The 18376-nt window shown below is 71.9% G+C and carries 15 protein-coding genes; 4 read left to right on the top strand and 11 right to left on the bottom strand.

The window, feature by feature from the left end:
* The first annotated feature begins 53 nt into the window (after window positions 1-53).
* The 4 genes from OG776_RS32435 to atzF all read left to right on the top strand — a co-directional run bounded on the left by OG776_RS32435 (window position 54) and on the right by atzF (window position 6853).
* Complete coding sequence (locus tag OG776_RS32435; protein WP_148007705.1) at window positions 54-878, top strand: urea amidolyase associated protein UAAP1; 825 nt, start codon at window positions 54-56, stop codon at window positions 876-878.
* Window positions 875-1564 (top strand): urea amidolyase associated protein UAAP2, encoded by a 690-nt coding sequence (locus OG776_RS32430; RefSeq protein WP_261994400.1) that lies wholly within the window; start codon window positions 875-877, stop codon window positions 1562-1564. Before OG776_RS32435 ends, OG776_RS32430 begins: the two co-directional genes overlap by 4 nt.
* Window positions 1561-5076 (top strand): 5-oxoprolinase/urea amidolyase family protein, encoded by a 3516-nt coding sequence (locus OG776_RS32425; protein WP_148007704.1) that lies wholly within the window; start codon window positions 1561-1563, stop codon window positions 5074-5076. The genes OG776_RS32430 and OG776_RS32425 overlap by 4 nt, the downstream gene beginning before the upstream one ends.
* A gap of 121 nt (window positions 5077-5197) precedes the next feature.
* Complete coding sequence (atzF, locus tag OG776_RS32420; protein ID WP_148007703.1) at window positions 5198-6853, top strand: allophanate hydrolase; 1656 nt, start codon at window positions 5198-5200, stop codon at window positions 6851-6853.
* A 225-nt stretch (window positions 6854-7078) separates the two neighbouring features.
* Here the strand turns inward: atzF and OG776_RS32415 are convergent, their stop codons facing one another.
* The 11 genes from OG776_RS32415 to pafA form a co-directional block, all read right to left on the bottom strand.
* Window positions 7079-9940 carry a DEAD/DEAH box helicase gene (locus tag OG776_RS32415; RefSeq protein ID WP_329322965.1) on the bottom strand — a complete coding sequence of 954 codons (2862 nt, stop codon included), beginning with the start codon at window positions 9938-9940 and terminating at the stop codon, window positions 7079-7081.
* A gap of 40 nt (window positions 9941-9980) precedes the next feature.
* Window positions 9981-10871 (bottom strand): diacylglycerol kinase, encoded by an 891-nt coding sequence (locus tag OG776_RS32410; protein ID WP_148007701.1) that lies wholly within the window; start codon window positions 10869-10871, stop codon window positions 9981-9983.
* Between the two features lie 31 nt (window positions 10872-10902).
* Window positions 10903-11850, bottom strand: coding sequence for a twin-arginine translocase subunit TatC (gene tatC, locus OG776_RS32405; RefSeq protein WP_261994399.1), 948 nt, complete (start codon window positions 11848-11850; stop codon window positions 10903-10905).
* A 47-nt stretch (window positions 11851-11897) separates the two neighbouring features.
* Window positions 11898-12182, bottom strand: a complete 285-nt coding sequence (gene tatA / locus OG776_RS32400) for a Sec-independent protein translocase subunit TatA (protein ID WP_148007700.1) — start codon at window positions 12180-12182, stop codon at window positions 11898-11900.
* 256 nt (window positions 12183-12438) lie between these two features.
* On the bottom strand, window positions 12439-12633 hold the full coding sequence (locus OG776_RS32395) for a hypothetical protein (RefSeq protein WP_148007699.1): 195 nt from the start codon (window positions 12631-12633) through the stop codon (window positions 12439-12441).
* A 9-nt stretch (window positions 12634-12642) separates the two neighbouring features.
* Window positions 12643-12903, bottom strand: a complete 261-nt coding sequence (locus OG776_RS32390) for a hypothetical protein (RefSeq protein ID WP_148008133.1) — start codon at window positions 12901-12903, stop codon at window positions 12643-12645.
* 113 nt (window positions 12904-13016) lie between these two features.
* Window positions 13017-14039, bottom strand: coding sequence for a helix-turn-helix transcriptional regulator (locus OG776_RS32385; RefSeq protein WP_329322964.1), 1023 nt, complete (start codon window positions 14037-14039; stop codon window positions 13017-13019).
* 16 nt (window positions 14040-14055) lie between these two features.
* The gene (locus tag OG776_RS32380; RefSeq protein WP_148007697.1) at window positions 14056-15033 is read right to left on the bottom strand and encodes a helix-turn-helix transcriptional regulator; all 978 of its coding nucleotides are present in this window, start codon (window positions 15031-15033) and stop codon (window positions 14056-14058) included.
* A 388-nt stretch (window positions 15034-15421) separates the two neighbouring features.
* Window positions 15422-15793 carry an FKBP-type peptidyl-prolyl cis-trans isomerase gene (locus OG776_RS32375; protein WP_148007696.1) on the bottom strand — a complete coding sequence of 124 codons (372 nt, stop codon included), beginning with the start codon at window positions 15791-15793 and terminating at the stop codon, window positions 15422-15424.
* A 79-nt stretch (window positions 15794-15872) separates the two neighbouring features.
* On the bottom strand, window positions 15873-16877 hold the full coding sequence (locus tag OG776_RS32370; RefSeq protein WP_329323790.1) for an FKBP-type peptidyl-prolyl cis-trans isomerase: 1005 nt from the start codon (window positions 16875-16877) through the stop codon (window positions 15873-15875).
* 128 nt (window positions 16878-17005) lie between these two features.
* Window positions 17006-18367 (bottom strand): Pup--protein ligase, encoded by a 1362-nt coding sequence (gene pafA, locus OG776_RS32365; protein ID WP_148007695.1) that lies wholly within the window; start codon window positions 18365-18367, stop codon window positions 17006-17008.
* Window positions 18368-18376 lie beyond the last annotated feature (9 nt).

The raw sequence follows: 18376 nt of genomic DNA, 5'->3' as shown, positions 1-18376 counted from the left end.
CGCTCCTAATTTCTGTCGGGCGACAGAAATCACCCCGGAGCCGGAGGACCGCGATGGCGACAGCGACCACGTACGGAGCACGCGACCACGCCCGCGCCCAGGAGGGCACCCGCACGGAGGCCATGCCCGTGGTCCCGGCGCGCACCTGGCCCTCGCCGCCGTGCGAGGCCGGCCGGCTGGTGTGGGCGGAGACGGTGGCCGGCGGCGGCTACACGCACCGGGTGCTGGCCCGGGGCACCGAGCTCCGGCTGACCGACCTGCGCGGCGATGCGTGCGCGCACCTCCTGCTGTACGCCGCCGACCGTCCCTGGGAGCGCCTGAACGTGGCGGACACGGTCAAGGTCCAGTGGAACGCGTACCTGGGCGAGGGCCAGTTGCTCCTCTCCGACCAGGGGCGGGTGCTCGCCTCGCTCACCGCCGACACCTCCGGGCGGCACGACGCCCTGTGCGGCACCTCCACCCTCGTACGCAACACGCGGCGCTACGGCGACGGGGCCGCGCACTCCGCCTCCCCCGCGGGACGTGAGCTGTTCAAGCTGGCCGCCGCCAAGAACGGCCTCGGCCCACGCGACCTCCCTCCCTCGCTCTCCTTCTTCCAGGGCGTGGCGGTGCGCGACGACGGCGCTGTGGACTTCACGGGTTCGGCGGGGCCCGGCGGCAGTGTGACGTTCCGCGCCGAGCAGGACGTCACCGTGCTGATCGCGAACGTGCCGCACCCCCTCGACCCGCGCCCCGCCTACACCAGTACCGCCCTCGAAGTGCTCGCCTGGCGGTCGGCGCCCACCGAACCGGGCGACCCGCTGTGGGAGGCGACGCCCGAGGGCCGCCGCGCCTTCCAGAACACCGTGGAGTTCCTCGCCGCGAGGGGGCGCGCATGAACGCGGACCCGGGAACCGACACCGGCACGGGCACGGGCACGGGCACGGACTCGCGCACAAGCACGAGCACAAGCACGGGCACGGGCACCGCCACGACCGTGGTCCCCGCCCGCGCCGCCTGGTCGTCCGTCGTCCGCGCGGGCGACACCCTCACCATCACGGACCTGCACGGCAACCAGGCCGTCGACTTCCTCGCGTACGACGCCCACGACCTGTCCGTCCGCTACAGCGCGCCCGACACGATCCAGGCGCAGGGGAACATCTTCCTGACCACGGGCAGCGTGCTGATGTCCGGTGAGCACACACCCCTGATGACCGTGGTGTCCGACGACGTCGGCCGGCACGACACGGTCGGCGGCGCCTGCTCCAAGGAGTCGAACACGCTGCGCTACGGCCACCACACCTGGGCGCAGCACGCCTGTGTGGACAACTTCCTCGCCCAAGGCGCCCGGCACGGACTCGGCAAGCGCGACCTCGTCTCCAACGTCAACTGGTACATGAACGTGCCGGTCGAGCGGGACGGCACCCTCGGCATCGTCGACGGTCTCTCCGCCCCGGGTCTCGCCCTCACCCTCCGCGCCGAACGCGACGTGCTCGTCCTGGTCTCCAACTGCCCCCAGATCAACAACCCCTGCAACGGCTTCGAACCGACCGCCGTGCGGATGACCGTCGGGACCCCGTCATGACCTTCGACACCCTGCTGATCGCCAACCGGGGCGAGATCGCGGTCCGGATCATCCGTACCGCACGCGAACTCGGGCTCCGTACGGTCGCGGTGTACTCGGACGCCGACCGCTCGGCACCGCACGTCCGGCTCGCCGACGAGGCCGTCCGGCTGGGCCCGGCCGCCGCGAAGGAGTCGTACCTCGACACCGACCTCGTCCTGAAGGCGGCCAAGGACACCGGCGCGGGCGCGATCCATCCCGGCTACGGCTTCCTCTCCGAGGACGCGGCCTTCGCCCGGCGCTGCGAGGACGCCGGGATCGTCTTCGTGGGACCGACCCCCCGGCAGCTGGAGCTGTTCGGGGCGAAGCACACCGCGCGGGCGGCCGCCGAGGCCGCCGGCGTCCCGCTGGCCCCGGGGACGGGCCTGCTGGCCGGACTCCGGGAAGCCCTGGACGCGGCGGGACGTATCGGGTACCCCGTGATGCTCAAGGCCACCGGCGGCGGGGGCGGCATCGGCATGTCCGCGTGCCGCTCCGCCGGCGAACTGGGCGAGGCCTGGGAGCGCGTGCAGCGGGTCGCCGCCGCGTCCTTCACGTCCGCAGGGGTCTTCCTGGAGCGCCTGATCGAGGACGCGCGCCATGTGGAGGTGCAGGTGTTCGGCGACGGCCGGGGACGCGTCGTCACCCTCGGCGACCGCGACTGTTCGCTCCAGCGCCGCAACCAGAAGGTCGTCGAGGAGGCCCCGGCCCCCGGGCTCCCGGCGGAGGTGCGGGACCGTCTCGCCTCCAGCGCCCGCGACCTGTGCGCGAGTGTCGGGTACCGCTCGGCCGGCACGGTCGAGTTCGTGTACGACGCGGCGCGCGAGGAGGCGTACTTCCTGGAGGTCAACACCCGCCTCCAGGTGGAGCATCCGGTCACCGAGGAGATCTACGGGATCGACCTCGTCGCCTGGATGCTGCGGCTCGCACGCGGTGAGACGGAGGTCGTACGGGACCCTGGGGCGCCGCGCGGTCACGCCGTGGAGGCCCGGCTCTACGCCGAGGACCCCTCGCGCGCCCACCGGCCGAGCGCGGGCCTGCTGACCCGGGTCGAGTTCCCCGCCGGTGTCCGGGTGGACGGCTGGGTGGAGACGGGCACCGAGGTGACCACCGCGTACGACCCCATGCTGGCGAAGGTCGTCGCGTACGGTCCGGACCGCGCGCACGCCCTGGCGCGGCTGGACGAGGCGCTGGCGCGGACCCGGGTCGACGGCGTCGAGACCAACCTGGGACTGGTACGGGCCGCGCTCGGCGACCCTGCCTTCCGCCGGGCGGCGCACTCCACGGCGACGCTGGCCGGGATCGGCGATCCCACGCCCCGCGTCGAGGTGGTCTCCGGCGGAACCCTCACCACGGTCCAGGACTGGCCGGGCCGTACCGGCCACTGGCAGGTGGGCGTGCCGCCGTGCGGTCCGATGGACGACCTGTCCTTCCGGCTGGGCAACCGCGCCCTCGGCAACGACGAAGGGGCGCCCGGCCTGGAGTGCACCCTGCGGGGGCCCGCCCTGCGCTTCACGCACGCCGTCACGGTCTGTGTCACCGGTGCCCCCGCGCCGGTCACCGTGGACGGCACGGCGGTCGCCCGGTGGGAGCCGGTGACGGTGCCCGCGGGAGCGGTGCTGGAGGTCGGCGCGCCCACCGGGCACGGCCTGCGCACCTACGTCCTCTTCGCCGGCGGCGGCCTGGACGTCCCGGCGTTCCTCGGCAGCGCCGCCACCTTCACCCTGGGCCGGTTCGGCGGACACGGCGGACGGGCGCTGCGGACGGGGGACGTGCTGCACGGTGGCTCGGTCACCGGCGCGACGGCACCCGTGCCGCTCGCCGACCGGCCCTCCTTCACCTCCGAGTGGCGGGTCGGCGCGCTCGAAGGCCCGCACGCGGCACCGGAGTTCTTCACCGAGGACGACATCCACGACTTCTACGCGGCCGACTGGAAGGTGCACTTCAACTCGGCGCGCACCGGTGTGCGCCTGATCGGTCCCAAGCCCCGCTGGGCGCGGACCGACGGCGGCGAGGCGGGCCTGCACCCGTCCAACATCCACGACACGCCGTACTCGGTGGGCGCCGTCGACTACACCGGTGACATGCCGGTGCTGCTCGGCCCGGACGGGCCCTCGCTCGGCGGCTTCGTCTGCCCCGCGACGGTCGTGAGCACGGAGCGCTGGAAACTCGGCCAGCTCCGCCCCGGTGACACCGTGCGCTTCGCGCCGCTCGCCGACGACGGCTCGGAGCGGGCCGCGGTCGTGGACGGCGGGGTGCTGGCCCGGGACGGCGACGTGACGTTCCGCCGCAGCGGCGACGACAACCTGCTGGTCGAGTTCGGGCCCATGCGGCTGGACCTCGCGCTGCGCATGCGGGTCCACGCCCTGATGGAGGCGGTGGCCGCGGCCGGCCTCGACGGCGTCACCGATCTGACCCCCGGCATCCGATCCCTGCAGATCCAGGCCGATCCGCGCAGACTCCCGCAGCGCGCGCTGCTCGCCGCAGTGCGGGAGACGGTCCGCGCGCTGCCGCCGACCGACCGGCTCGTGGTGCCCTCCCGGACCGTGCACCTCCCGTTGTCCTGGGACGACCCGGCGACCCGCGAGGCCGTCGACCGCTACATGGCCGGGGTCCGCGACGACGCCCCCTGGTGCCCGTGGAACATCGAGTTCATCCGCCGGGTGAACGGTCTGGACTCCGTGGACGACGTGTACCGCACCGTCTTCGACGCGGAGTACCTGGTCCTGGGCCTGGGCGACGTGTACCTGGGCGCGCCGGTCGCGACCCCGCTGGACCCGCGGCACCGTCTGGTCACCACCAAGTACAACCCGGCACGGACCTGGACCGCCGAGAACTCCGTCGGCATCGGCGGCGCGTACCTCTGCGTCTACGGCATGGAGGGTCCGGGCGGCTACCAGTTCGTGGGCCGGACCACCCAGGTGTGGTCGGCGTGGCAGCAGCGCGGCGCCTTCGAACCGGGCTCGCCCTGGCTGCTGCGGTTCTTCGACCGGATCAAGTGGTACGCCGTGGAGCCCGACGAACTCCTCGGTCTGCGCGCGGACATCGTCTCGGGGCGGTTCGTGCCCCGGATCGAGGAGGGCGAGTTCTCCCTCGCGGCCTACGAAGAGTTCCTCGACGATCACGCCGAGTCGATCGCGCGGTTCCGGGCCCGGCAGAGCACCGCGTTCGGCGCCGAGCGGGACGCCTGGGAGGCGGCGGGCGAGTTCGCCCGGGCGGACGCCGCCGCCGTACCCGCGCCCCCGGCCGCCGAGGTCACCGTCCCGGCAGGCGGCCGGCTCGTCGAGGCCGAGTTCGCCGCGTCCGTGTGGCAGCTGAACGTCGAGCCGGGCGACCGTGTCACCGCCGGCCAGCCCCTGCTGGCGCTGGAGGCGATGAAGATGGAGTCGAGGGTGTCCGCCCCGATGGACGGAGTCGTACGACAGGTCCTCACCAGGCCGGGCGCCCAGGTGGAGGCGGGCACGGCCCTGGTGGTCCTGGCTCCCGCCACCTGACCCGGCGATCGCCCCCGCCGACGCCGATGCGACCGCCGAGCCCGATGCCGCGGGCCCGGCGGAACCGACGGCACGGGCGGAACAGACGGAACCGACCGGCCCGACGATCAAGGAGCACCCCATGTCCGCCCTCGCCCGAGTGCAGTCGGCCTACGCCCGAATGGAGGCGGTCGACCGCCCCGAGATCTGGATCGGCCTGCGCCCGCGGGCCGAGGTGGAGGAGGAGGCCGAGGCCCTCGACTCCCGTGTCGCCGCGGGTGAGCCCCTCCCCCTCGCCGGGCGGCTCCTCGCCGTGAAGGGCAACATCGACGTGGCGGGCCTGCCGACCACGGCGGGCTGCCCGGCGTACGCGTACCTCCCGGAGGAGGACGCCCCCGCGGTCGCCCGCCTGCGCGCGGCCGGCGCCCTCGTCCTGGGCACCACGAACCTGGACCAGTTCGCCACCGGTCTGGTCGGCACCCGTTCCCCGTACGGCGCCGTGCGCAACGCCCTCGACCCGGAGCGCGTCAGCGGTGGCTCCAGCTCGGGATCGGCGGTGGCGGTCGCGCTGGGCCTGGTCGACCTCGCCCTCGGCACCGACACCGCCGGTTCCGGCCGGGTGCCCGCCGCCTTCAACGGCATCGTCGGCCTCAAGCCGACCCGGGGTCTGGTCCCGACCACCGGTGTCGTCCCGGCCTGTGCCTCCCTGGACTGCGTGACCGTCTTCGCCCGGACGCTCCCGGAGGCCGAACGGGCCCTCGCCCACCTGGGCCGACCGTCCGGGCGCCCGCTGCCGGCGCTCCCCCAGCGTGCCCCCGGCCCCTGGCGGGTGGCCGTCCCCTCGACCGCACAGCTCGGTGAGCTGGACGCGGGCTGGGCGGAGGCGTACGAGGCCGCCGTGGCGCGGCTCGTCGCGGCCGGGGCGGAGGTGCGCACGATCGATCTCACGCCGTTCACCGAGGCCGCCGCGATGCTCTACGAGGGCGCGTTCGTCGCCGAGCGCTACTCCGCGGTGGGGAGTTTTGTCGACAAGTTGATCGCCGAAGGGGGTGCGGGTCTCGACCCGGTCGTCGCGGGGATCATCACCCGTGCCCGGGAGGTGCCGGCCCACCGGCTCTTCGCCGACCAGGACCGGCTGGCCGCGCTGCGCCTGCGGGCCGATGCCGGGCTCGGCGACGCGGACGCCCTGCTGCTGCCGACCGCGCCGGGCCACCCGACGTCGGCGGAGGTCGCCGCCGATCCGCTGGGCGCCAACGCCCGGCTGGGGCGTTTCACCAACTCCACCAACCTCTTCGACCAGGCCGCGGTCGCCGTTCCGGCGGGCACCGTGGACGGGCTGCCCTTCGGCGTGATGCTGATCGGCCCCGCGTTCACCGACGAGCGGCTCGCGCGGATCGCCGCCCTGCTGCGGCCGTGGACCCGCGTCGCCGTGGTCGGCGCCCATCTGTCGGGCCAGCCTCTGAACCCGCAGCTCCTCGCCCTGGGCGCCGAGTGGGAGCGCACGACGGCGACGGCGGCCGATTACCGGCTGCACGCCCTGGCCACCACACCCCCCAAGCCGGGCCTGGTCCGCACCGGCGCCGGCGGGGCGAGCGTCGAGGCGGAGGTGTGGCGGCTGCCCGCCGAGGGGCTCGGACGGCTGCTCGCCGACCTGCCCCGCCCGATGACGCTGGGCCGGGTCGAGCTGGCCGACGGCACGCACGTCCCCGGCTTCCTGTGCGAGCCCGCCGCGCTGGAGGGCGCCGAGGACATCACGGCGTACGGCGGCTGGCGGGCCTATCTGCGGTCACGCGACTGACGCCGGTGGTCGTCGCGGTCCCGGACGGCCGGCGTGTCAGCGGGGCACCACGGCCACACGGCGGCGAGTTCCCCCGCCGCCGTGCCGCACGGTCACCCGGCGGCACGGCCGCGGCCCGGCGCGGCGACGGTCCGTCGCCGTGCCGACCCCGCGGACCGTACCGCCGTACGAGAAGTGCGCCGCCCCGGTACCGGGGCGGCGCATCACGGGAGGAACCGGCTCGGATCAGCCCACCGACGAGTACGCGACCACTCCGCGCAGCAGGGCGTCGACCGCCTTGCGCGCGTTCTTCGCGACCGTCGAGCCCTCTCCGCCGGAGACGGGCGCGGCGGCCGAGATCTGTCCCAGCACGTCGATGACCTGCTTGCACCACCGGACGAAGTCGCCGGCCGGCATCTCCGCCTCGCGCAGCACCTCGTCGAGCCCCTTGCCGGAGGCCCACTCGTAGGCGGCCCAGGCGAAGCCTAGATCCGGCTCGCGCTGGCCCACTCCCTCGGACTGGGTGATCCGGAAGTCCTCCTCCAGGGAGTCCAGCCGGCCCCAGATACGGACCATCTCACCCAGCGCGGCCTTGGCCTTGCCGGAGGGCAGCTTCGGCGCCATCGCGTCGTCGCCGACCCGCGACTCGTAGACCAACGCGGAGACGCACGCGGCGAGTTCGGCGGGGTTCAGCCCCTCCCAGACGCCGGCCCGCAGGCATTCGCTGGCGAGCAGGTCGAGTTCGCCGTAGAGACGCGCCAGCCGCCTGCCGTGTTCGGTGGCCTCGTCGCCGCGCAGGTAGTCCAGTTCGGTGAGCAGGGCGACGATGCGGTCGAAGGTGCGGGCGATGGTGTTCGTACGGCCCTCGATACGGCGCTCCAGCTGGGAGGTGTCGCGCAGCAGCCGGTGGTAGCGCTCGGCCCAACGGGCGTGGTCCTCGCGGTCGTTGCAACCGTGGCAGGGGTGGGCGCGGATCGCCGTGCGCAGCCGCGCGATCTCGCGGTCGTCGGCCGCCTCGGAGCGCCTCTTGCGCAGCCGGTCGGGGACGATGTGCCCGGCCTTGGTGCGCAGGGCGGACGCGAGGTCGCGACGGGACTGCGGGGAGCGCGGGTTGAAGGACTTCGGGATACGCATCCGCTCCAGCGCCTCCACCGGCACCGGGAAGTCCATCGAGGCCAGCCGCTTGACCTGGCGTTCGGCGGTGAGCACCAGCGGGCGCGGGCCGTCGTGCTGCTCGAACCCGCGGTGGCCGTTGGACCGGCCCGCGGGCAGCCCGGGGTCGAGCACCAGCGCCAGGCCGGCGAACTTGCCGGTCGGGACGTGGATGATGTCGCCCGGCTTGAGCTTCTCCAGCGCGACGGCCGCCTCGGCGCGACGATGTGCCGCGCCCTGCTTGGCGAGTTCGGTCTCGCGGTCCTTGAGCTCGCGGCGCAGCCGCGCGTACTCCTCGAAGTCGCCGAGGTGGCAGGTCATCGACTCCTTGTAGCCCTCGAGCCCCTCCTCGTTGCGCTGCACCTGCCGGGAGATGCCGACGACCGACTTGTCGGCCTGGAACTGCGCGAAGGAGGTCTCCAGAAGCTCGCGGGAGCGGTGCCGTCCGAACTGCTCGACCAGGTTCACCGCCATGTTGTACGACGGCTTGAAGCTGGAGCGCAGCGGGTACGTGCGGGTGCCCGCCAGCCCCGCCAGGTGGTCGGGGCTGAAGCCGCGCTGCCACAGCACCACGGCGTGGCCCTCGATGTCGATGCCCCGGCGTCCCGCACGGCCGGTCAGCTGGGTGTACTCGCCGGGCGTGATGTCGGCGTGCTGCTCGCCGTTCCACTTGACGAGCTTCTCCAGCACCACCGAGCGGGCGGGCATGTTGATGCCGAGCGCGAGGGTCTCGGTGGCGAACACGGCCTTCACCAGGCCGCGGACGAAGAGCTCCTCGACGACCTCCTTGAACGTCGGCAGCATGCCGGCGTGGTGGGCCGCGATGCCCCGCTCCAGACCTTCCAGCCACTCGTAGTAGCCGAGGACGTGCAGGTCCTCGGGCGGGATCGAGTCCGTGCGCCGCTCGACGATCTCGCGCACCTTCACACGCGCCTCCTCGTCGTTGAGACGGAGGCCCGCGTACAGGCACTGCTGGACGGCGGCCTCACAGGCGGCTCGGCTGAAGATGAAGGTGATCGCGGGCAGCAGGCCCTCGGCGTCGAGCCGTTCGATGACCTCGGGGCGGCCCGGTGTCCAGATCCGTGAGCGCTGGCGCCGTTCGCGCTCGCGGTCGGCCTCGCGCATGGCGCGCCCGCGTTTGCGGTCCTGGTACGACGGACGGCTCGCCTCCATGCGGGCCAGCCGGGTGAGGTCGGGGTTGACCGCCTTCTTGTGGCCCTCGCCCTCCTCGAAGAGGTCGTACATCCGGCGTCCGGCGAGCACGTGCTGGAACAGGGGCACCGGGCGGTGCTCGGAGACGATCACCTCGGTGTCGCCGCGCACGGTGTCCAGCCAGTCCCCGAACTCCTCCGCGTTCGACACGGTCGCCGAGAGCGAGACGAGCGTGACCGAGGCGGGCAGGTGGATGATCACTTCCTCCCAGACGGCGCCGCGGAAGCGGTCGGAGAGGTAGTGCACCTCGTCCATGACCACGTATCCGAGGCCCAGCAGGGTCTGCGAGCCCGCGTACAGCATGTTGCGCAGCACCTCGGTGGTCATGACGACCACCGGGGCGTCGGAGTTGACGCTGTTGTCCCCGGTGAGGAGACCGACCTTGTCCGCGCCGTAACGGCGGGAGAGGTCGGCGTACTTCTGGTTCGACAGCGCCTTGATCGGTGTCGTGTAGAAGCACTTCTTGCCCTGCCCGAGGGCGAGGTGGACGGCGAACTCGCCGACGATCGTCTTGCCGGAGCCGGTGGGCGCGGCGACGAGCACACCCTTGCCCGCCTCGAGCGCCCGGCAGGCCTCGATCTGGAAGGGGTCGAGGCCGAAGTCGTACATCTCGCGGAAGGAGGCGAGCGCGGTGGCCTGCTCGACAGCGCGCTTCCGTGCTGCCGCGTACCGCTCGGCCGGTGAGAGGTCCTCTGTCATCGTGCATTCGAGACTACCGGCAGCCACTGACAACAGGACGATCAATATCCGGATCCGTGCCGGTGAAACCCCGGGTCCCCGCAGCTCAGGGAACGGCCACCCGTACCGCGCCCGGCACGCACCGCGCCGTGAGCGGCAGCGGCCCCAGCGGTTCCCCGTCCGCGTACCCGGTGAGGCCGTCGGCGACGAGTTCGACGCGGGCCGCCCGGTGCACGGTCACCACGGGGTGCGACAGATGGGTGCCCCGGTACACCTTCGGGAACACCTTGAGCAGCGTCCTGCGGGTGCACGGCCCGACGACGGTGATGTCGAACAGCCCGTCGCCGAGGTCGGCGTCCGCGCAGATCCTCATGCCGCCGCCGTACGAGGACCCGTTGCCGACCGCGACGAGGGTCGCCTCGATCTCGCGGGTCCCGCCGTCGTCCAGGGTCATCCGGTAATTGACCGGCCGGAAGGCGGCCAGTTCGGCGAGCATCGCCAGGTCGTACTTGAGGCGCCCGGAGGGCCGGTGCATGCGGTTGCCGCGGTCGTTGACCCGGGAGTCGAAGCCGGAGGCGAGGACGGTGCCGAACCAGGTGCCGTTCACCCGGCCCAGGTCGACGTCCCGGAGCCGGGCGCCCTTGAGGGACTCGGCGATCTGCCGTCCGGCGGCGGCCGGGTCGCCCACCGGCAGGCCCAGGGCGCGCGCGAAGTCGTTCCCGGTGCCGGCGGCGACCAGGCCGAGCGGCGTGCGGGTCCCGGCGACGGCCTGCAGGGCCAGGTTCGCCATGCCGTCGCCGCCGACGGCTATCAGGGCGCCGGTTCCCTGCCCGACGGCGTCACGCGCGCGGGAGAGCGCGTCGGCCGCGTTCTCCCCGAGCACCGTCCGGACGGAGAATCCCGCCGCCCGCAGAGCGGAAGCGGCCGGCTGCGCCGCGCGGGCGCCCCGGCCGCGCCCTGCGGTGGGGTTGACGAAGAGGGTGATCTCGCTGGTCACGGCCCTGACCCTACGAGATCTTCGCTCCTTGTCAGGTCACGTCGTCATAACCGTTGACCCGGTCCGGAGCCGTCTGCTCGGGCAGCGCCCTGCCGGCCGACACGGCTTCGACCTCGCCGATGTCCTCGGGGGTGAGGTCCAGCTCGGAGGCCTCGTCGTCGTCGGGGCCCTCGGCCTCACGGCGGCGTTTGCGCCGGTCGTTGAGGAGCGAGAAGACGACCGCGCCGAAGTACAGGATCCAGATCGGCACGGCGAGCGCCAGCATGGTCAGCGGGTCGGTGCTGGGGGTGGCGATGGCCGCGAAGACCGTGATGCCCATGATCATCGCCCGCCACCAGCCGAGCATGCGCCTGCCGGTGAGGATGCCGGTGAGGTTGAGCATGACCAGCAGCAGCGGCAGCTCGAAGGAGAGACCGAAGACCAGCACCATGCGGGTGACCAGGTCGAGGAGGTCGTCCAGCGGCAGCAGGTTGTTGACATCGTTCGGCGTGAAGCCGATCAGGACCTTCGCCGTGGTGGGCAGCACCTTGTACGCGAAGAAGGCGCCGCCGAGGAAGAGCGGGACGCCGGTGCCGACGAAGGCGAGCGCGTACTTCTTCTCGTGCTTGTGCAGGCCGGGGGCGACGAAGCCCCACAGCTGGTAGAGCCAGACCGGCGAGGCGAACACGACGCCGGCCATGAGCGACACCTTCAGCGCGAGCGTGAAGGGGGTCAGCAGGCCGTTGATCGTGATGGCGGCGCACTGGGTCTTGTCCGAGGACCTCGCGAGCTCCTCGAAGTTCTTGCCGCAGCCGACCGAGTCCAGCACCGGCTTGGTGACGAAGTTCACGATGTCGTTGTAGAAGAAGGCTGCGACGACCGTGACCACGACGATCGCCAGCACCGCCTTCGCGAGCCGGTTACGGAGCTCGCGAAGGTGCTCCGCGAGAGGCATCCGCCCCTCGGGATCCTTCTCCTTGTTGCGGGCAGGCTTCAGCAACCCACGTTCCCATCTCGTGCGGCGGGCCGGAGGTCACCGGCCCTGCGTCAGCGCTTGGTCGTGTCCGTGGGCTCACCGACCGGACGGGCGCTGGTCACGTCGCCGGGCGCGGCCTGGATGGTGCGCGGTGCCGGGGTCTGCTCGTCGGTGCTGGGCGGGCCGGCCGGGGCGGGGTTGCTGCCCTCGTCCTTCATGGCCTTGGCCTCGCTCTTCAGGATGCGGGCGGACTTGCCGAGGGAGCGCGCCATGTCCGGAAGCTTCTTCGCGCCGAACAGCAGGATGATGACGACGAGGATGAGAATGATCTCGGGAGCTCCGAGCCTTCCGAACATAAGTCTTTACCTTCTCACCGAGGCTGCAGGGGCGGGGTACTGCCCGATCGGTCGGACATGTGTCCGATCGTCGTGTGACAGCGATCGTAACGCTCAGGGGTGAACGCGAGGCAATCCCTGTGCGTACTCCCGGTCGCGGTCCGCGCCTCGTTCTTCGGGCCGCGATCAGAAGCGTACCTGTCCGCACTGGCAAGTTGACAGGCTCGAATGCCGCATTGCGTAACCCTGGAACGACTCTTACCGGATCCCCGGCGGGTCACAGCCCGTCCACGGAGCGGACGGCACCGGCCGTCGCCCGCTCTAGGTCGTCGGCCGCCCTGTTGATACGGCGCGCGGAGTCCGTCACCTGCCGTCCCAGACGTTCCGCCTCCAGGAAGACCCGGACGGCGAGCACGCCGAGAACGGTCATTCCGAGGAAACCCACAGCGATCGCGCACATCGGCCAGAACATGGGGCGAGCCTAGAGCGTCGAGTGCAGGCGCAGCGTCCGCACCCCGCCTCCGGTCAGCAGCTCGACGATCCGCTCGCCCGCGGGTTTGCGGACCGCGGCGCCGCACTCGGTGCAGGTGAAGGAGTAGAACGTGGTCCGGCTGGAGGCGCCGATGGCCAGCATCAGGGCGTTCGCCCGGAGCTCCAGTCGCGCCCGGCAGTCGGGGCAGCCCGCCTTGAAGAGGACGTCGGCCACCCGGCGCATCCCGGCGAACGCGCCGACCACCGTCATCTCGGCGGCGCCGGGCGACGCGGCGGCCTTCGCCCCCGCCCCGGCTCGCTCCGGCCTGCCCGCCCGCTCCGTGACACCGGCCCTCTCCGGCCCACCGGACATCGTCGACCTGGTCAAAGCCCCTGCTCCTGCCTGTCGTGCGGTCGGTCCCGGGCTCCGTCCCCGTCGAGCCCGTCGTAGGCCGCCAGCGCCTCACGGGCCGCCTGCCGCGCGCTGTCCGCCAGCTCGGGCGGCGACACGATCCGGCCGTCGCGGCCGAGGCGCAGAGCCAGCCGCCGCAGCGACGCGGGGTCGGGAGTCCGCAGAGTGATACGCAGACCGCCGTCCGGCAGTTCATCCGCGCTGTCGTGGGGGTAGTACTCCGCGACCCAGCGCCCGCCGGGCCCGACCTCGACCACCACCTCGGGATCCTCGGCGGCGGGCTGCACCAGCCCCTCGGACAGGTCCCTCAGCTCGACCTCCGGCGGCGCGGACGGCTCGTCGAGGATACGGATCTCGGCGACCCGGTCGAGCCGGAAGGTACGGCGCGCCTCGGAGCGGCGGCACCAGGCCTCGACGTAGGTGTGGCCCACGCTGACCAGGCGGATCGGGTCGATCTCGCGTTCGGTGAGCTCGTCGCGCGAGGGCGAGTAGTAGCGGATCCACAGCCGGCGCCGCTCGGAGATCGCCCGGTCGACGTCCGCGAAGACCCCGCCCTCCGACTCGAAGGTCACCGAGAGCCGCGAGCTGGCGCCCGCCGCCTCCCCCGAGGCGGCCTCCACCTTGGCGGTGGCCCGCAGCAGCGCCTGACGGTCGCCCTCCCGCAGTCCGGGGAGGGTGGAGACCGCGCGGGCGGCCACCAGCAGCGCGGTGGCCTCGTCGGCGGCGATGCGCAGCGGCGCGGCGACGTCGTCCGGGTTGTGCCACCAGATGCGGTCGCCGTCGGTGTCGATGTCGAGCAGGTCGCCGCCGCGGAAGCTCGTCCCGCACAGCGGCAGCACGTCGAGGTCGGAGATCAGTTCGTCCTCGGTGATCCCGAAGGCACGGGCGACGTCGCCGACGCGCGCCCCGGGACGCTCGCGCAGATAGGTCACCAGGGAGAGCATCCGCCGGGTCTGGTCGATCGCGTTCGTGGGCCTGGCCGGTTTTCCTGCCACTTTTCTGCGTTCCCCCTCAGCCCTTGGCCACGGCGCGCAGCCGGTCGACCACGTCGGCCCGCAGCTCGGCGGGTTCCAGGACGACGACGTCGGGCCCGAACTCGACGAGCCAGGCGTCCAGACCGTGCCCGTACGGAATCTCCAACTCGTCCCACCCGTCCCCGCGTTCCCGGACGGAGACGGCCTTGGCCCGCAGCGGGTATCCGGAGCCGGTGCGGAGCCGGATGCGCGCGGACCGGTCGGCGATCTCGCCCGCCCAGCCCGCGACCGTCTCGCGCACGGTGACCACGTCGGGCACCTCGGCCGTGTAGCGGCCGGCCCGGGACCGCACCTTGCCGGTGATCCGGGAGAGCCGGAAGACGCGCTCGGCCCCGCGGTCGCGGTCCCAGCCCGCCAGATACCAGTGCCCGCGCCAGCACTCCAGGGCCCAGGGCTCCACCTGCCGGCTCTCGGGGTGCGCGGCGGTGGCCTTGCGGTAGTCGAAGACGACCGGGCGGCGGTCGCGGCAGGCCAGCATCAGCGGTTCGAAGGCCGCCTCGTGCACGGGGATGTGCGGCTCCAGGGCGCCATGGGCCTCGTAAGGGTCCACGTCCTCGGGCAGCCCCGCGGCGCGCAGTTTCTGCAGCGCGCCGCTGGCCGCGCCGGCGAGCCGCGCCTGCTGCCAGACCTTGGCGGCCAGGCCGAGGGCGGCGGCCTCCTCGGCGTCGAGGGTGATCGCCGGCAGCCGGTTGCTGTCGCGCCGGGCGAGGTAGCCGACCTCGCCGTCCAGGTTCTCCACGGTCTCGATGACCAGACCGAGCTCGCGCAGGTCGTCCTTGTCACGTTCGAACATCCGGTTGAAGGAGTCGTCGGACGAGGCCGCTCCCCTGCCCGGCCTGAACGCCTCCACATAGGCCTCGATGGAATCGCGCAGTTCGCGCTTGCTGAGCGGCCGCCGTGTCCCGAGCAGACACAGCGCCAGGTTCATCAGCCGCTCGGCCTTGGCAATGGCCATCGACGCCCTTCCCTATGGTGCTTCCGACCGATGACCGTACCGCTCCGGAGTGTCGTGGCAAAAGCCGAGGGCCCATGCCCGTACAGGCATGGGCCCCAGGTGATCGAATCCGGTCGAATCCTGATCACTCGACGTACGAAGATCGGACCGTGGTGCGATCTCCGTGATGATCGGACCGGAATCGTGGACTCCGTGGCCACGGCACCGGTCACCGGACCGGGACGGCGGCTCTCCGTGAGCCCCGTCACCGGACCGCGGAGAGGGCTCCACGAGCCCCGTCACCGGCCCCGGACGGCGGCGCCGTGCGAACATCCGGTCCCGGAGGTGCTCCCGGGGCCCGGACACCCGGTCCCCGGCGTGCGGGGAACCGTGGCTCCCCGCGCGGGTGTCAGACCGCGACCAGGTCGCAGACGAAGATCAGCGTCTCGCCGGGGGCGATCCGGCCGCCGGCGCCGCGGTCCCCGTAGGCGAGGTGCGCGGGGATGGTCAGCTGGCGGCGGCCGCCGACCTTCATGCCCTGCACGCCCTTGTCCCAGCCGCTGATGACCTGGCCGACGCCGAGCTGGAACTCCAGCGGGGTGCCGCGGTTCCAGGAGGCGTCGAACTCCTCGCCGGTGGAGAAGGCCACGCCCACATAGTGGACCTTGACGAAGTCCCCGGCCTTGGCGACCTCGCCGTCGCCCTCCCAGAGGTCCTTGATCTCGAGGTCCGCCGGGGGCTCGCCGCCCGGGAAGTCGATCTCGGGCTTCTCGATGCTCACGTCTCTCGCTCCTGCTTGTTCGCGTTGGTTCGCGTGGCGCCCCTGAGGCACCGACGACAGTCTCGCATCCCCGCCGGTGTCACATCTTCGCGAGGATGTCCACCGTGAAGACCAGGGTGGAGTCCTTCTTGATGCCGCTGCCGCTCGGCGGGTTGTCGCCGTAGCCCAGGGCCGGCGGGATGACGATGAGGACGCGGCTGCCGACCTTCTTTCCCGTCAGGCCCTGGGCCCAGCCCTTGACGACCTGCTGGAGCGAGAACGAGGTCAGCTGACCGCGGCTGTAGGTGGAGTCGAACTCCTTGCCGCCGTCCCACACGACGCCCTTGTACTGCACGAGGACGCTGCTGTCCGCCTTGACCTCCTCGCCGTCGCCCTCGATGACGTAGTCCGCCACCAGCTTCGTCGGGGCCTTCGTCTTCGGCACGTCGATGGAAGGCGCCTTGCCGTCCGTGTTGGTGCCGACCTTCGGGAGGTTCGCGTCGCTCTGCGGGACGTTCTTGCCCTTGGCGGAGCTCTTCGCGTTGAACGTGTTCTCGATGTCGACGACGAACACCAGGGTGTCGGTGCCCTTGATGCCCGCCTGCGTGTTGCCCTGCTTGCCGTAGCCCCAGGTCGGCGGGACGGACATCTCGACGCGGCTGCCGGCCTTCTTGCCCACCAGGCCGTAGCGCCAGCCGTCGATGATGCTGCCCTGCGCGAGCTGGATGACCAGCGACGTCTTGCGGTCGTAGGAGTTGTCGAAGACCTTCGCCGTGTCCCACACCTGGCCGAGGTAGTTGGCCTGGATGTAGTCGTTCTCCGCGACCGTCGCCCCGTTGCCCGCGATGGCCGTCCTGACCGCCAGGTCCTTCGACGGGTCGCCGCTGCCCTTGGCCACGGTCGGCTTCTCACCGAACTTCGTGCCGGCCGTGATGGCCGGCAGCGGACCGTCGACGATCTTCGGCGGCGGCGGCGCCGACGAGGCGGAGGGCGAAGCCGAGGGGCTGCTGCTGGACTTGGCCTTGTCCGACTTGTCGTCGTCACCGCATCCGGCGAGAGTGACCAGTCCTGCGGGTACGGCAAGGAGGAGTGAGCGTCGGCGCACGGTGGGGGCCTCGTATCGATCGATCATGGTTGATGGCGTGCGCGCAACTCTACGACGTGAGAAGGGCGCCGTACGGAAAACGTACGGCGCCCCGCGTTGCGTTCCGCTTCCCTCGCGGAACACCCGGCTCACATTCCGGCGATCAGCTTCTCCACCCGGTCGTCGACCGATCGGAACGGGTCCTTGCACAACACCGTGCGCTGTGCCTGGTCGTTGAGCTTGAGGTGGACCCAGTCCACGGTGAAGTCGCGGCGCTGTTCCTGAGCGCGCCGGATGAAGTCACCGCGCAGCCGTGCCCGAGTGGTCTGCGGCGGCACGGACTTGCCCTCGAAGATCTTCAAGTCGTTGCAGATCCGAGCGGCTTGTCCCTTCCTCTCCAGCAGGTAGTACAGACCCCGGCGACGGTGGATGTCGTGGTAGGCGAGGTCTATCTGAGCGACCCTCGGGTGGGACATCGTCATGTTGTGCTTGGCCCGGTACCGCTCGATGAGCTTGTACTTCATGACCCAGTCGATCTCGGTGCCGATCCGGTCGAGGTCCTCCGCCTCGATCGAGTCGAGCGTGCGGCCCCACAGCTCCAGCACCTGTTCGACGGTGCCCGTGCGGACGCCGCGGCGCTCGCAGAAGTCCACGGCCTTCTCGTAGTACTCGCGCTGCACCTCGAGGGCGGAGGCCTCCCGGCCGCTGGCCAGCCGCACCTTGCGGCGGCCCGTGATGTCGTGGCTCACCTCGCGGATCGCCCGGATCGGGTTCTCCAGGGTGAGGTCACGCATCACCGTGCCGGCCTCGATCATGCGCAGTACCAGGTCGGTGGCGCCGACCTTCAGGAGCATGGTCGTCTCGGACATGTTCGAGTCGCCGACGATGACGTGCAGCCGGCGGTAGCGCTCGGCGTCGGCGTGCGGCTCGTCGCGGGTGTTGATGATGGGCCGGGAGCGGGTCGTCGCGGAGCTGACGCCCTCCCAGATGTGCTCGGCACGCTGGCTGACGCAGTACACGGCGCCACGCGGGGTCTGCAGCACCTTGCCGGCACCGCACAGAAGCTGCCGCGTGACCAGGAAGGGAATGAGGATGTCCGCGAGTCGGGAGAACTCCCCGTGGCGCGCCACCAGGTAGTTCTCGTGGCATCCGTACGAGTTGCCGGCCGAGTCGGTGTTGTTCTTGAACAGGTAGACGTCGCCTGCGATTCCTTCCTCGTGCAGGCGTCGTTCGGCGTCCACCAGGAGACCTTCGAGAATGCGCTCGCCGGCTTTGTCGTGGGTGACGAGTTCCGTCACGTTGTCACATTCGGGTGTGGCGTATTCCGGATGTGATCCCACGTCGAGATAGAGGCGGGCACCGTTCCGCAGAAAGACATTGCTGCTGCGGCCCCATGACACGACACGGCGGAAGAGGTACCGCGCCACCTCGTCGGGAGACAGGCGCCGCTGTCCCCTGAACGTACACGTGACGCCGTACTCGTTCTCCAGCCCGAAAATGCGGCGGTCCATGACTGAACA

Origin of the sequence: Streptomyces sp. NBC_01689 (assembly GCF_036250675.1) — a bacterium.
In the GTDB taxonomy this organism is placed as follows: Bacteria; Actinomycetota; Actinomycetes; order Streptomycetales; family Streptomycetaceae; genus Streptomyces.
This window is presented reverse-complemented; position numbering and strand designations above follow the sequence as displayed.